The organism is Pseudomonas sp. LB3P81 (assembly GCF_054897965.1).
In genome coordinates this window covers 1,549,334-1,564,255 of the sequence record NZ_JBUBVG010000001.1, presented here as the reverse complement: position 1 = coordinate 1,564,255, position 14,922 = coordinate 1,549,334, and the positions used below count along the sequence as shown (strand labels likewise).

Genomic DNA, 14,922 nt, shown 5'->3' with positions numbered 1-14,922 from the left:
TGCTATTATTGTTCTAGACTCGATAAAGGGCTTTTATGAGCTATCAAATTTGCAATACATGTATCATGGATACGTCTGATCCAAACATTCATTTCGATAAAGATGGTCGGTGTGATTACTGCACTAACTTTATTACCAATATCAAGCCGAACTGGCATGTCGATGCCCGCGGAGAATCTGAGCTTCAGAAGATTGCTGCTCGAATCAAAAAAGACGGTGAGGGTCGCGATTTTGACTGCATCATCGGCCTAAGTGGCGGTCTCGACAGTTCTTATCTTTGTTATATTGCAAAAGAGAAAATGGGACTTCGCCCTTTACTCTTTCACGTCGATGCAGGTTGGAATACGGACCAAGCCGTAGGTAACATCGAGAAACTTGTGGATGGCTTGGGTTTAGACCTTTATACAGAGGTAATAAACTGGGAGGAGATGAAAAGCCTTCAAGTCTCATTTTTGAAAGCCCAGGTGCCGGATCAGGATATACCGCAAGATACCGCTTTTTTCTCGGCGCTGTATAAATTTGCAAAGTTACACAAGATTAAATATGTTTTAACGGGGGGTAATTACTCTACAGAATGCTGTCGCGAGCCCGAGGAGTGGGGTGCTTACCCAGGTATAGATAAAACGTTAATCAAAGGAATACACTCAAAGTTTGGAAGTAAAGAGTTAAAGAGCTTTCCTGTTGTTGATGTGTTGATGTACAAGATTTACTATCGTTATGTGCTTGGCATGCAGGTCATTAGACCGCTTAATCTTTTGCCTTACGTCAAGCATGAGGCGGAAGAAACACTAGGTAGATTGTTCGGTTGGAGGAAGTTTCAACATAAACATCATGAGTCGCGGTTTACTCGTTTTTATGAAGATTATTGGATGCCGCGAAAATTTGGTTACGAGAAGCGTCGTGCACACTTTTCCAGTTTGATCATGACCGGGCAGATGACGCGTTCCGCAGCGCTTGAACGTATTGCCAAGCCTGAACTTGATGAGCAGTTTCTCAAGTCAGAATTCGAATATGTGGCCAATAAGCTAGATTTGACTGTAGGTGAGCTGCAGCAAATATTCGAAGGCAAGAACAAAACATTCCATGATTATAAAAACAAACGTTTTATGATTGGTATAGGTTCGCGCGTATTGAATGTTTTGGGGCTGGAAAGAAGACTGTTTAGATGATAACTATTATTGATTACGGGCTGGGCAATATCCAGGCTTTTGTAAATGTCTATAAGCGTTTACATATCCCGGTGTCTGTGGCACAAAATGCAGATGAACTTGCAAGTGCGACCAAGTTGATATTGCCAGGCGTCGGTGCTTTTGATCATGCGATGGAGCGTTTAGATAGCTCCGGTATGCGCCCTCTCCTTGACGAGCTCGTACAACTGAAGAAAGTCCCGGTGCTTGGTATTTGCGTGGGTATGCAGATATTGGCTGACTCTAGTGACGAGGGTAGTCTACCTGGCTTAGGCTGGGTTTCTGGAGCTGTCCGATCCTTCAGTTCCATTCCTCAGTTATCAGATTTGGCCTTGCCTCATATGGGGTGGAATGATGTGGTTCCGTCGCTTGGAAATCCATTGTTTCGAGGCTTTGAAAAAGACGCGCGCTTCTATTTTCTTCATTCATTCTTTTTTGAGTGTCAACAATTGGCTAATGTAGCCGCGACTTCTTCATATGGTCTGGATTTCAGCTGTGCCGTTGCAGCGGATAATGTCTATGGTGTGCAATTTCATCCAGAGAAAAGTCACCATTTTGGTGTCGGCCTTCTGAAGAATTTCGCGGAACTTTGAAATGTTAAGACCAAGAATTATTCCATGTTTATTGATTCAAGATGGTGGTCTCGTTAAAACGACCAGGTTCAAAGAGCCGAAGTACGTAGGAGATCCTATCAACGCGGTCAAAATTTTTAATGAAAAAGAAGCCGATGAACTGATCGTTATTGATATCGATGCTACTGTCCATGGCAATGAACCAAACTACAAGCAAATTGCTCACCTGGCAGCAGAGTGCAGGATGCCCTTGTGTTATGGCGGTGGTATCCGGACTGCGGAGCAAGCGAAAAAGATCATCGCGCTTGGTGTTGAAAAGGTTGCCATCAGCTCCGCGGCGCTGGAAAATAGCGCCCTCATTGGACAGATAGCGGCTGAAGTGGGACGTCAAAGCGTGGTTGTAGTGCTTGATTTTAAGCAGCGTCTGTTAAGCAAAACCTATGATGTTTGGACTCACAATGGCACTCGTAATACAAAACGTGATGTTTTGGACGTGGCGCGGGAAGTCGAAAGGCTCGGCGCTGGCGAAATCGTAATCAATTCTATCGATAACGATGGTCGCATGAAGGGGTACAACGTAGTTCTTGCCAGCAAGCTTCGGCAAGCGGTACGTATTCCCATTACGATTCTGGGAGGTGCAGGATCTCTGGAGGATATGCATGCGGTCGTCGCTGCTTGTGGAGTGGTAGGTGTGGCTGCTGGAAGCTTCTTTGTTTTCAAGGGGCCTTACCGCGCTGTACTAATCAGTTATCCGACAGCTCAGCAGAAAGACGATCTAATTTATTCAGCCCTGCGATCTGAGTGATACAGCCTACATCGCACGCATTGCTTCAGGACTATTTATGTTTAGCGGAAAAAAACTGCTCATCTCGGGTGGCACTGGTTCTTTTGGAAACGCTGTCCTAAAACGTTTTCTTGAGACTGATATAGCTGAAATTCGGATATTCAGTCGGGACGAAAAGAAGCAGGATGACATGCGAAAACGGTACGCCAGTGCTAAATTAAAATTTTATATTGGCGATGTCCGTGACTATCAAAGTGTCCTCAATGCAACGCGAGGCGTTGATTATATATTTCACGCTGCTGCACTCAAGCAGGTTCCCTCTTGCGAGTTTCATCCTATGGAGGCAGTCAAGACTAACGTCATCGGTACGGACAATGTACTTGAGGCTGCGATCCAGAATGAAATCAAGCGCGTGGTCTGTTTGAGTACAGATAAGGCCGTTTACCCGATCAATGCGATGGGTATCTCCAAAGCGATGATGGAAAAGGTAATGGTTGCCAAGTCGCGAAATGTCGACGAAACCAAAACGGTCATTTGTGGCACGCGCTATGGCAACGTGATGGCATCGCGTGGCTCGGTCATCCCTCTGTTCATTGAACAAATCAGGGCAGGCCAACCTCTATCGATTACAGATCCAAACATGACTCGTTTCATGATGACTTTGGCCGATGCCGTGGATCTGGTTCTGTATGCTTTCGAACATGGCAATAATGGCGATTTGTTCGTACAAAAAGCTCCAGCGGCGACCGTGGAAACGCTTGCCCGTGCGTTGACCTCAATGGTCGGAAAACCCGAACATCCAATTCAGATAATTGGCACTCGACATGGCGAGAAGCTTTACGAGGCTTTGCTGAGTCGGGAGGAAATGGCATGTGCCGAAGATATGGGTCAGTATTTCCGGGTTCCGCCAGATCTGCGTGATCTTAACTACAGTAAGTTTGTGGAGCAGGGCGAGGAAAAAATCTCCACCATGGAAGATTATAATTCACATAATACCGAGCGCTTGGACGTTGAGGGAATGCAAAAGCTGCTTCTTAAGTTGGATTTCATGCTCGCTATTCAGCGTGGTGAACACGCTATTCCAGAGGAATAAAGCATGAAAGTACTGATCACCGGCGCGAATGGGTTTATAGGCAAAAACCTTGTTGCTCATCTCCTAGAGCGGACTGATGTTGATATTGTTCCGTTTGGTCGGGAGGACAATATTACGCAACTCGATACGCTTGTTTCGGAAGTGGATTTCATTTTCCATTTGGCCGGGATCAATCGACCGCAACATCCGGAAGAGTTCAAAACGGGCAACACTGATCTGACACGCACGCTCGTCAGCGCGATTGTTGCAAGTGGCCGTGATATTCCGCTGCTCTACACTTCATCAATTCAAGCTGGATTAGACAATGCGTATGGAAACAGCAAGCGAGCTGCCGAAGAAGCATTGTTAGAGTTGTCAAGTGGGCATGGGTCAGCTGTTTATTTGTTTCGTCTTCCGAATGTTTTTGGCAAGTGGGCCAAGCCGAACTATAACTCGGTTGTGGCGACTTTTTGCCACAATATCGCTCGTAACCTTCCTATACAAATTGCCGATCCTAAATCCTTAGTGACTCTCGTTTACATTGATGATGTCATCAAGCAATTTATCGCAGTAATGGATGGGCAGTGCGTCGGCGAAACCACCGTTGCAATTGAGCCACAATACACTCTAACTGTTGGCGAACTATCAACGCAACTTCACGCTTTTCGTGAAAGTCGAAATACGATCATCACCGAACCGGTAGGAACGGGAGTAGTGCGAGCGCTCTATTCCACCTATTTGAGCTATTTGCCTACAGATAGCTTTACTTACGAAGTTCCCAAATACAGCGATCCTCGCGGCGTTTTCGTAGAAATGCTGAAAACACGCGATTCTGGCCAATTTTCTTACTTCACCGCTCATCCCGGGATTACACGTGGCGGTCATTATCATCATTCAAAAACCGAAAAATTTCTTGTGATCAAAGGCGATGCATGCTTCCGCTTCCGGCATATTGTGTCTGGTGAATTTTACGAATTGTTTACTACAGGTGATAAGCCTGAGATCGTCGAAACGGTGCCCGGGTGGACGCACGATGTAACCAACGTGGGTACCGAGGAGATGATCGTCATGCTTTGGGCAAACGAGATATTTGACCGTGGGCAACCGGATACTTTCGCGCTTCCCCTTGGTACTCAGCCTTAAACATATTCATGCAGAGAGCGGTAATGAAAAAACTCAAGATTGTCACCGTCGTAGGCACCCGTCCTGAAATTATTCGTTTGTCGCGAGTCATGGCTTCGCTCGACAAGCATTGTGATCATGTATTGGTGCATACAGGACAAAATTATGACTATGAACTGAACGAGATTTTTTTCCAGGACCTGGGCATACGTAAGCCGGATCACTTTTTGAACGCCGCTGGTGCCAGTGGTGCTGAGACTATCGGCAACGTGATTATCTCGGTGGATCGAGTGCTGGCGGAAGTCCAACCTGAGGCACTCCTGGTTCTCGGAGACACTAATAGTTGCATGGCGGTAATCCCGGCCAAACGCCGCAAAATCCCAACGTTTCACATGGAAGCTGGAAATCGCTGTTTCGACATGCGTGTGCCTGAGGAAATTAATCGTCGTATTGTTGACCATACGGCGGACATCAATCTCACCTATAGCTCCATCGCTCGTGATTATTTGTTGCGTGAAGGCCTCAGTCCCGACATGGTCATCAAAACCGGCAGTCCGATGTTTGAGGTTCTTAACTATTACCGCGCAGGCATCGAATCGTCTGATGTACTGGAACGTTTATCGCTCGAGGCGGGCAAGTTTTTTGTAGTCAGCGGCCATCGTGAGGAAAATATCGACAGTGATAAGAACTTCCTTAAGCTGGTGGATGTCCTTAACACTGTCGCTGCTCAATATGGACTTCCCGTTATTGTTTCCACCCATCCTCGAACGCAAAAGCGCGTAGATGCGATGGGAATAATCTTTCATGAGAACGTAAAACTGCTGAAGCCGCTTGGTTTCAAAGACTACAATAAGCTGCAACTGGAGGCGAAGACCGTCCTGTCTGATAGCGGGACAATTAATGAAGAATCTTCCATCTTGAATTTTCCGGCACTCAACATCCGTGAGGCTCATGAGCGCCCTGAAGGTATGGAAGAGGCTGCTGTGATGATGGTCGGACTGGAAGTCGAACGCGTCCTGCAAGGATTGCAAATTTTGGAAAGTCAAAGTCGCGGTCAGGACCGAGACCTTCGGTTGGTTAGCGATTACAGCATGCCTAACGTGTCAGATAAAGTGACCAGGATTGTTCACAGCTATACCGATTATGTAAATCGCGTGGTTTGGAAAAAGTATTGATTCGAGATGTGGACATGTCTGATAAAAACTTAAGGATTTTAGTTGTTACTCAATATTTTTGGCCGGAAAATATGCGAATCAATGATCTGGTTCGTGACTTTGTCAGTAAAGGACATGAAGTAACGGTTTTAACAGGTTTGCCAAATTACCCAGAGGGTAAGGTTTTTGACGAGTATAAAAATGCCCCGGAAAAATTTAAAGATTTTTTCGGTGCGGAAGTAATAAGAGTACCTATGGTTCCGCGTGGGAAGCGCAGTATTAGTTTGGTTTTTAACTATTTGTCGTTTTTTATATGTGCCTCGATTTTAGGTCCGCTGAAATTGTGGAACAAGAAATTTGATACTGTTTTTGTTTATGCCGTTTCGCCCATTATGGCTGCCATTCCAGCGCTCATTCTCGGAAAGTTAAAAAAGGCTCCCGTTTTCGTCTGGGTACTTGACCTGTGGCCGGAAACCCTGAGGGCTGTCGGTGTCATAAAACATCCAAAGCTGCTGGCGTTGGTTGGCCGGATGGTGTCGTGGATCTATAACCGGACTGACTACTTGCTCCTGCAGTCCCATGGTTTCTTCGAAAAAGTTAAACATTACTGTACTAATCCAATTGATTCTGGCCGTATGCTCTACTTTCCCAGCTGGGCTGAGGATGACTTCTCGAATTCCACACCCATTGCTTCGGATCTATTGGCCCGCGACGATTCAGTTTTCACCATTTTGTTCGCTGGCAATCTCGGGGAAGCGCAGGATCTTCCTGCCGTTCTGAACGCTGCTGAAATGCTGACTGACAAGGTCGCAGTGCGCTGGGTATTGGTCGGCGACGGTCGGATGAGTGCATGGCTCAGTGAACAGGTCCAGTCTCGAGGGCTCGGGAATGTGATCATGCTGGGCCGACATCCGTTGGACGCCATGCCCGCGTTGTTCGCTTGCGCTGATGCCTTGCTGGTCTCACTCAAAACAAACGATGTATTCGAGAAGACCATTCCCGGCAAGGTACAAGCTTACCTGGCCTCGGGGCGGCCGTTGCTTGGCATGATCAATGGCGAGGCTGCACGGGTTATCAATGAGTCGGGTGCAGGGCTGTCCTGCCAGTCAGGTGATGCGGAGGGGTTGGCAGCAATTGCCTTGGCGCTCGCGAAGGCGGAACCTCAGCAGCTGAAACTTATGGGGATGGCAGGTAGAGAATATTACGAGACGAATTACTCAAAATCGGTACTAATGGAGCGTCTGGATAGTATGTTCCGCGTTGCTACGTTACGTAAGGCAAACAAGTGATGAAGCAGTCAGTTTTATTGACCGGAGCTACGGGGTTCGTCGGTGGAGCTATTCTTCGTCGAATTGTCAATGAAAAAAAGTATCCGGTAATTGCGGCACTCCGCGAGAGTTCCCCTGCTCTTGCTGAAGAGGTCGAAACCGTGCGCTTTTCGACGCTAGATGGACAAACCTCCTGGAAGGATTGCTTCACTGATACAGATGTAGTCATCCACTCTGCCGCTCGTGTGCACGTCATGAATGACACAGAGGAAGATCCCTTGTCGGCCTTTCGCAAGGTAAATGTGGAGGGCACTCTGAACCTGGCGCGCCAGGCATTCGCGGCGGGTGTCAGGCGCTTCGTCTTTATCAGCTCAATCAAGGTGAATGGCGAAGGCACTATTCCGCCGCTCGCCTACGAGGCTGATGGCCAATCAGCACCTATGGATCCTTACGGCTTATCCAAGATGGAAGCGGAAATCGCGCTGCGTAAACTTGCCGCTGAGACGGGACGGGAGGTGGTGATTATCCGACCTGTTCTGGTTTATGGTCCCGGTGTCAAAGCGAATTTCTTGAATATGATGCGTTGGCTGGATAAGGGTGTCCCTTTGCCGTTTGGTGCCATTCATAACAACCGAAGTCTGGTAGCTATTGATAATTTGGTAGACCTGGTACTGACTTGCGTTGGTCATCCCGCCGCAGCAAACCAGACGTTCCTTGTAAGCGATGGTGAGGATCTGTCCACGACAGTGCTCCTTCGAAAAATGTCGCAGGCGCTCAACGCACACGCACGACTTATACCTGTTCCGAGCTGGATACTAAAAACGGGCGCTAGTCTGCTCGGTAAAAAGGCACTCTCTCAACGCCTTTGTGGATCATTGCAAGTGGACATCACGAAGACACGTTCCCTTTTAGGTTGGACACCCCCGGTTAGCGTAAATGATGCTCTCAAAGCCACAGCATTGCACTTTCAGGAACATCAAAAATAATGAACTATAGTTGGATGATTCCGGGTATTGCTTTACTTTCATTTGTGTTGACGGCGATCCTGCGACGTTATGCGTTGGCTAAAAGCATTATAGATATTCCAAATGTTCGCAGTTCACATTCGATACCGACGCCTCGCGGTGGAGGCGTTGCCATCGTTCTTGCTTTCCTCGCGGCGCTGCCATTTTTAGGATGGAGCGGGCAAGTGTCGTGGACAACGCTCGTCGCGGCGGGAGGCTCGGGGACTTTGGTAGCTGTCGTCGGCTTTATGGATGATCACAATCATATCGCGGCACGATGGCGTCTGCTTGGGCACTTTGGTGCGGCAATATGGGCGTTGTTCTGGATCGGAGGGCTACCCCCGCTGGATGTTTTCGGAACTAGTATCGATCTCGGTCTGACCGGTCATATTTTGGCGGCCGTTTATCTCGTCTGGATGCTCAATCTGTATAACTTTATGGACGGGATAGATGGAATCGCCAGCGTGGAGGCCATCTGTGCTTGCTTAAGCGCTTGCCTGCTCTATGGGCTTCTCAACGTCGAGGGCATGGTCTGGCTGCCTTTGATCCTGGCCTCGTCTGTAGCAGGTTTTCTGCTGTGGAATTTCCCACCTGCGCGGATTTTCATGGGTGATGCGGGCAGTGGGTTTCTCGGCGTTATCATAGGTATCATTTCTCTACAGGCGGCATGGGCTTCTCCGGCGCTATTTTGGGCATGGTTGATTTTGATGGGAGTATTTATCGTTGATGCGACCTTCACACTAACCCACCGTCTATTACGCGGTGATAAAGTCTACGAAGCCCATCGGAGTCATGCTTATCAATTTGCTTCCCGTAAATTTGGTAAACATTTGCCGGTGACGCTTGCTGTCGGTGCGATCAACCTGTTTTGGCTTCTGCCAGTGGCGCTCTGTGTCACTCTGCTGAGGCTTGATGGAGTGCTTGGAATAGTTATTGCGTATTCACCTTTGGTTTTCCTGGCTTTCAAATTCAATGCCGGAGCTCGAGAGCTTGAATGTTAATGCTCAGTTGATTTTGTGACTGCAAGTGGTCACTTTTACATAAGTATCGGCGATTGAAGGTGTAAGGAGTAACACTGGTGTCTGGAGGAACTATGGATAAGTTGCGGGCTTTCTTGATAGGTCTGTCTCGTTGGCATAAGCGTTTGATTCAGGTGGCCACCGATGTGGTTTTGGTCTGCACAGCCCTGTGGATGGCGTTTGTCGTGCGTTTGGGCATAGACGACATGATTAATCCGTTTTCGCAGCATCAGTGGCTATTTTTCAGCGCACCTGTAATCGCTATTCCCCTCTTTGTTCGTTTTGGTATGTATCGCGCAGTGATGCGCTACTTCGGCAATGACGCTCTCATAGCAATTATCAAAGCCGTTAGTCTGTCAGCGTTAATATTGGCTCTGGTGGTATATTGGTATGGTAACCACCAAGGCGTAGTTCCTCGCTCGATCATCTTCAACTACTGGTGGTTGAGTCTGATTATGATCGGCGGTTTGCGCTTGGCAATGCGCCAGTATTTTTTGGGTGATTGGTTTACTGCTGCTCAGCATGTTCCCTTCACTAATCGGGACGATGGCCTACCCAAAGTCGCTATTTATGGTGCCGGTGCGGCGGGAAACCAGCTTGTTGCAGCGTTGCGCATGGGGCGCGTCATGCGTCCAGTAGCGTTTATCGATGATGACAGCAGTATTGCCGACCGGGTTATCTCTGGGTTACAGGTCTATAAGCCGAAGCATATCCAACAGATGATCGACAACACGGGTGCTCAGGAAATTCTCCTGGCGATCCCATCCTCGAATCGTGGCCGGCGACGTGAAGTCCTGGGTTTTCTTGAAGGCTTTCCTCTTCATGTAAGAAGTATCCCGGGCTTCATGGATCTGGCAAGTGGCAGGGTGAAGGTCGATGATATCCAGGAAGTCGATATCGCTGACCTGCTCGGACGTGACGCGGTTCCTGCGCAAAGCGAGTTGATGGAACACTGCATCAAAGAACTTTCGGTGCTGGTAACGGGTGCTGGCGGTTCAATCGGTTCAGAGCTTTGCCGGCAGATACTTGCTCTTCGACCGACCACGCTTTTGCTTTTCGATCATAGTGAGTTCAACCTCTACAGCATCTTGTCCGAGCTTGAGCAACGGATAGCACGGGAATCGTTATCGGTAAAACTTTTACCAATCCTGGGTTCCGTCCGTAATCCGCACAAACTACTGGATGTGATGAAAACCTGGCACGTCGATACGGTGTATCACGCAGCAGCTTATAAGCACGTACCGATGGTCGAGCACAATATTGCAGAGGGTGTGCTGAACAACGTGTTCGGCACGCTCAATACCGCGCAGGCTGCCCTGCAGGCAGGAGTGGAAAATTTTGTGCTGATCTCCACAGACAAAGCGGTCCGCCCTACCAATGTCATGGGTAGTACCAAACGTTTAGCCGAATTGACTTTGCAAGCGCTCAGTGGGGAACTGGCTCCGGTTTTGTTCGGTGACACTTCAAATGTGTCCCGTGTGAATAAAACCCGTTTCACCATGGTGAGATTTGGCAATGTGTTGGGATCCTCAGGATCTGTGATTCCGCTATTCCATAAGCAAATCAAGTCCGGTGGGCCGTTGACAGTCACGCACCCGAAGATCACTCGCTATTTCATGACGATCCCCGAAGCTGCCCAACTGGTGATTCAAGCTGGGTCCATCGGCTTGGGCGGCGATGTATTTGTATTGGACATGGGCGAGCCAGTGAAAATAATCGAACTGGCTGAGAAGATGATTCACCTTTCAGGATTAAGTATTCGTTCGGACAAAAACCTGCATGGCGACATCGCCATTGAATTCACAGGATTGCGTCCTGGTGAAAAACTCTATGAAGAGTTGCTGATTGGCGACAACGTCGCTGCGACTCGGCACCCAATGATCATGAGTGCCAACGAGGATTTTTTACCGTGGGATGTGCTTAAGGCCAAACTGGTCGAGTTACTCGTAGCGGTTGAAAAGGATGACTATTCACGGGTCAGGCAATTGTTGCGCGATACCGTCAGCGGTTACACTCCAGAGGGAGAAATTGTCGACTGGATATATCAGCAGCGACGCTTGGAGCCTTGACTTCAGTTAGTCACAACTCCGCATTAGCAAGATTACATGGAGTTTGGAAGCAGCCTTAAGGGGCTGCTCTTTTATTTGCGCAAAACAGCGTCCGATCAAACCTTTTGTTTAGTGGCTTCTATGCGCGATATCGATATTCCACGCAGTGTTCACTCATATGCCGCTAATAAAGCGGGTCTTGATTTTGTTGTGGGCGATATTCACGGCCATTTTGATACGTTGCTCGCTCTTCTAATCCAAGTGCAGTTTGATACGGATAAGGATCGACTGTTCGCAGTCGGAGATGTCATTGATCGTGGCACTCAATCCGCGCAGGTAGTAGATTGGTTGAAAAAGCCGTGGTTTCATAGCGTGCGTGGGAACCACGAACAAATGATCATTGATTGGATGAACGGCGATGTTGATAGTTCAAGGCACTCTCGCAATGGGGGTGCATGGTTTTACGAATTACTTTCCACTACGCAGATGAGTATTGCTGACAATTTGCGAGAGCTTCCAATGGCTATTGAGTTGGGATTATCAGATGGCAGATTGATTGGAATTGTACATGCCCAAGTACCGTTTGTGAGTGACGATGATTGCTGGCAAGATGGAATAGCCGCTCTCAAGGGGGAGCGTGGTCAAAGCGCGTTTGAGCAGGCAAGAAAAATAGCGTTGTACTCTCGGGAAAGGTTTGACCGTCACGACGACACTATTATCGCTGGAATAGACACGCTGTATGTCGGCCATACTACAGTGCCCAGTGTCTGTAGTATCGGAAATACTTTCTATGTAGACACGGGATGCTCGTTTTCGGATGGGGCGCTCAGTATCGTTGAGCTGATTACCGGTACGGTCACAACCATCGCTTGATACCTGTTTTCTCCGTGAAGACATCGGCATGCGCGATGTCCTCACACACCGGGATTCACTGGTCTGTCAGGTCAGTTTCTTGGATTTTATATCTCTCAATTGTAATATCTTATCTGACACTGCTTTGTGGTGTTTCTCTGTGTGTCGAGCAATGATAAGTGCTATTAAATTTGATGCGAGCCAGGAAATCAGTAAGCCGTAAAGCCCGGAGAATCCAGATTTCTGCAACCAGTACAAAACAGTGTAATGCGTTAGGAACAATGTAAAGCTGTATCCCGCCAAGAATTCCAGAGACCTCGATACTTTTACATTGGCTTTTGTATTCGATTTGTTCGTACTGGCTGCGAAAAATATAAGCGCGAGAGAAAGTAATGTACCGGCGATCAGGTTGTACGCATCAAGTGTGATCAAATATACAAAAATGGCTGCAGAGATTGACAATAATGCGATGTGTTTGCTGTGTTTGACCTGCGTTGCGTTATCGAAGAATACCGCCCCGAGAGCGCCAAGAAGCCATATATACTCTAAGTGTCCAGCCTCTCCCTTGGCGTTTATGTAAAACGTGTAATAAGCGCCAATGCAGATGCAAAATGCTCCTGCGACCCTGTTTTTTCTGAAAAAAACAATTCCACCGAAGACGATGTAGATCCACCATTCAAACATCAAACTCCAGATCGGCCTCATGGTGCCAAATGGCATTGAGGGGATTAGGGACAAGTTGTGCAGGAGTATAGACGGGCTAAGATTATTTCCCAAGTCGAAATCCGGATGAATAGAGTAGAAAAGGTAATCCACACATCCAACAAATAGCAGGCAGGGAATAAGTGTGCAGTAAATTCTAGAAATTCTGTCTGCATAATATCGAGCATAATTTGAGTTCTTGTATCTTATGTTGGCCATTACGCTTCTGCAAATCAGAAATCCAGATACGAAGAAAAAACCTGTAACTGCAACTGATTGAATATATGGAGCCTTTAATGGGAAAAAGCCATTCCAGTAGCCAAAAAAGAATCCGAAGCCGTGCCCGACAACGACTATCTGTGCGAGAAGGGCTCTTAGACCATCAAAATAAGTGACACACCTTGAACTCAATGCCCTCACAAATACTCCCCTTTCAGCTGATATTAATAATGATGTAAGTGTTGTTCTTGTGATTGTTGTTTTTTAAGACTCTACCGATAGGCAAACAGATTTTTCCGTTGCGACTTTTGAGAGTAATACTTTTCTTATTCAGATCGCTCCCGTTCAGGCCGTGGCGGTGAACATGATCTGAGTGAGTCGCTGGCGTCCTATTATGCCGGTGTTTCAGTGGATTTGCATTGATCGGGCCAGCGCGGAACAAGAGGTTGTGTCCATCCTTGATTGTTTCACATCCTGCAACAGACACATTTTTGACAGGCTCCAGGTATCGCCTAAGTTTGGAAGGCAGCTTCGGAAAAGCTGCTTTCCCAATCGATGTCATGGAGCTCCATTTATGCGTACTGGCTACTTCTACTCTCTGGTTTTTGCCCTGCTCACCAGCACCTCTGTTGCAGCTTTTGCTGCACCGACGGCCAAGCCCGGGGCTGACAACGCACCTCTGGTCATGGAGATTTCACCTAAAGTCCAGTCTGACAAGGTCGATCTGAACCAGGCCGATGCCCCGACGCTACAAAGGGAACTGGCTGGCGTAGGGGAGGCCAAGGCCAAGGCGATTGTTGCTTATCGAGAGATTAATGGGCCATTTGCCTCGGTAGACGAACTGCTCGAAGTGAAAGGCATCGGCAAAGCGATTCTGGATAAGAACCGCGAAAAGCTCGAGGTGAACTAAGCTTGTAATTCAGCGCCAGGGGCCGGTCATTGACCGGCCTTTTTGCTTTCGGCGTCTGCCGCGATTGAGTGCCTCCCGTCGGCATAGAAAAAATTACGACTATCATATTGGCGTTAAATTATGCCTATAATAAATTCGTTGTCGGCCGAAGCGCTCTGAAGCGCAGGCACTTGTCTTCTCCTCACACATTTCCAGGAGCACTGTCATGAATTCTGTCCAGACCCAAGGTACGGCTCTCGTCACCGGTGCTTCTTCCGGTATCGGTGCCATCTACGCTGAGCGGTTGGCAGCGCGCGGTTATGATTTGTTGCTGGTAGCTCGTGATCAGGAGCGGTTGGAGGCGGCGGCCAGCAAGCTGCGCGCCGAACATGGCGTTCAGGTCGAAGTGCTCAAGGCAGACCTGACCCAAAAAGATGACGTGCTGAAACTCGAGCAGCGCCTCCGCAGCGATTCGAGTATCAGCCTGCTATTGAACAATGCCGGTGTCGCGGCGGATGGCTTGCTGGCCAACTCCGATCTGGAGCAACTGGAGCGATTGATTCAACTGAACGTCACGACGGTCACGCGTCTGGCATCGGCGGCGGCGGCCAGTTTTGCCAAGGCGGGCAGGGGCACGATTATTAATATCGGTTCGGTCGTGGCGTTGTTCCCCGAGCGTTTCAATGCGACTTATACCGCGAGCAAGGCGTATGTCCTAAGTCTCACGCAGTCGCTGAATGCCGAACTCGATGGCACGGGTGTCAAGGTTCAAGCCGTATTGCCTGGCGTGACACGTACCGAAATCTGGGAGCGTGCAGGCATCGATTTCAACCAGCTTCCGGCTGACATGGCCATGGATGCAGATGAAATGGTCGACGCGGCTCTGTCGGGCCTGGATCAAGGCGAGCTCATTACCATTCCCTCGCTGCCGGATGCCGCCGACTGGGACGCCTTTGTCGCGGCGCGACACGTTTTGGGGCCAAACCTTTCCAAAAGCAAAGCTGCTGCGCGTTACAAATAACACACCAGA

At 48.4% G+C, this 14,922-nt stretch carries 14 protein-coding genes; 13 read left to right on the top strand and 1 reads right to left on the bottom strand.

What is annotated here, in order from left to right:
• Positions 1–35 precede the first annotated feature (35 nt).
• From ACYZTL_RS07190 to ACYZTL_RS07140, 11 genes are all read left to right on the top strand, one after another.
• Positions 36–1,169 carry an N-acetyl sugar amidotransferase gene (locus tag ACYZTL_RS07190; protein ID WP_461951189.1) on the top strand — a complete coding sequence of 378 codons (1,134 nt, stop codon included), beginning with the start codon at positions 36–38 and terminating at the stop codon, positions 1,167–1,169.
• Positions 1,166–1,780, top strand: coding sequence for an imidazole glycerol phosphate synthase subunit HisH (gene hisH, locus ACYZTL_RS07185; protein WP_461951188.1), 615 nt, complete (start codon positions 1,166–1,168; stop codon positions 1,778–1,780). Before ACYZTL_RS07190 ends, hisH begins: the two co-directional genes overlap by 4 nt.
• A 1-nt stretch (position 1,781) precedes the next feature.
• A complete protein-coding gene (locus tag ACYZTL_RS07180; protein ID WP_461951187.1) occupies positions 1,782–2,564 on the top strand; it encodes an AglZ/HisF2 family acetamidino modification protein in 783 nt (260 codons plus the stop codon).
• Positions 2,565–2,601: 37 nt separating this feature from the next.
• Entirely contained in the window at positions 2,602–3,636 is a 1,035-nt protein-coding gene (locus ACYZTL_RS07175; RefSeq protein ID WP_461951186.1) for a polysaccharide biosynthesis protein, read from the top strand.
• A 3-nt stretch (positions 3,637–3,639) separates the two neighbouring features.
• Complete coding sequence (gene wbjC, locus ACYZTL_RS07170; RefSeq protein ID WP_461951185.1) at positions 3,640–4,758, top strand: UDP-2-acetamido-2,6-beta-L-arabino-hexul-4-ose reductase; 1,119 nt, start codon at positions 3,640–3,642, stop codon at positions 4,756–4,758.
• Positions 4,759–4,781: 23 nt separating this feature from the next.
• Positions 4,782–5,912 carry a non-hydrolyzing UDP-N-acetylglucosamine 2-epimerase gene (gene wecB, locus ACYZTL_RS07165; protein WP_461951184.1) on the top strand — a complete coding sequence of 377 codons (1,131 nt, stop codon included), beginning with the start codon at positions 4,782–4,784 and terminating at the stop codon, positions 5,910–5,912.
• A 14-nt stretch (positions 5,913–5,926) separates the two neighbouring features.
• Positions 5,927–7,180, top strand: a complete 1,254-nt coding sequence (locus ACYZTL_RS07160; protein ID WP_461951183.1) for a glycosyltransferase family 4 protein — start codon at positions 5,927–5,929, stop codon at positions 7,178–7,180.
• Positions 7,180–8,145: a UDP-glucose 4-epimerase family protein gene (locus ACYZTL_RS07155; RefSeq protein ID WP_461951182.1), complete on the top strand. Its 966-nt coding sequence runs from the start codon at positions 7,180–7,182 to the stop codon at positions 8,143–8,145. Before ACYZTL_RS07160 ends, ACYZTL_RS07155 begins: the two co-directional genes overlap by 1 nt.
• On the top strand, positions 8,145–9,164 hold the full coding sequence (locus ACYZTL_RS07150; protein WP_461951181.1) for an MraY family glycosyltransferase: 1,020 nt from the start codon (positions 8,145–8,147) through the stop codon (positions 9,162–9,164). The genes ACYZTL_RS07155 and ACYZTL_RS07150 overlap by 1 nt, the downstream gene beginning before the upstream one ends.
• Positions 9,165–9,256: 92 nt before the next feature.
• The gene (locus tag ACYZTL_RS07145; RefSeq protein WP_461951180.1) at positions 9,257–11,251 is read left to right on the top strand and encodes a polysaccharide biosynthesis protein; all 1,995 of its coding nucleotides are present in this window, start codon (positions 9,257–9,259) and stop codon (positions 11,249–11,251) included.
• Between the two features lie 36 nt (positions 11,252–11,287).
• The gene (locus ACYZTL_RS07140; RefSeq protein ID WP_461951179.1) at positions 11,288–12,103 is read left to right on the top strand and encodes a metallophosphoesterase; all 816 of its coding nucleotides are present in this window, start codon (positions 11,288–11,290) and stop codon (positions 12,101–12,103) included.
• A gap of 66 nt (positions 12,104–12,169) precedes the next feature.
• On the opposite strand, the gene ACYZTL_RS07135 is transcribed toward ACYZTL_RS07140, so the two are convergent.
• On the bottom strand, positions 12,170–13,204 hold the full coding sequence (locus tag ACYZTL_RS07135; protein ID WP_461951178.1) for an acyltransferase family protein: 1,035 nt from the start codon (positions 13,202–13,204) through the stop codon (positions 12,170–12,172).
• Positions 13,205–13,577: 373 nt separating this feature from the next.
• Here ACYZTL_RS07135 and ACYZTL_RS07130 point away from each other — a divergent pair, with 373 nt between their 5' ends.
• Positions 13,578–13,913, top strand: coding sequence for a ComEA family DNA-binding protein (locus tag ACYZTL_RS07130; RefSeq protein WP_461951177.1), 336 nt, complete (start codon positions 13,578–13,580; stop codon positions 13,911–13,913).
• 205 nt (positions 13,914–14,118) lie between these two features.
• On the top strand, positions 14,119–14,913 hold the full coding sequence (locus ACYZTL_RS07125) for an SDR family NAD(P)-dependent oxidoreductase (RefSeq protein ID WP_461951176.1): 795 nt from the start codon (positions 14,119–14,121) through the stop codon (positions 14,911–14,913).
• The last annotated feature ends 9 nt before the right edge of the window (positions 14,914–14,922 follow it).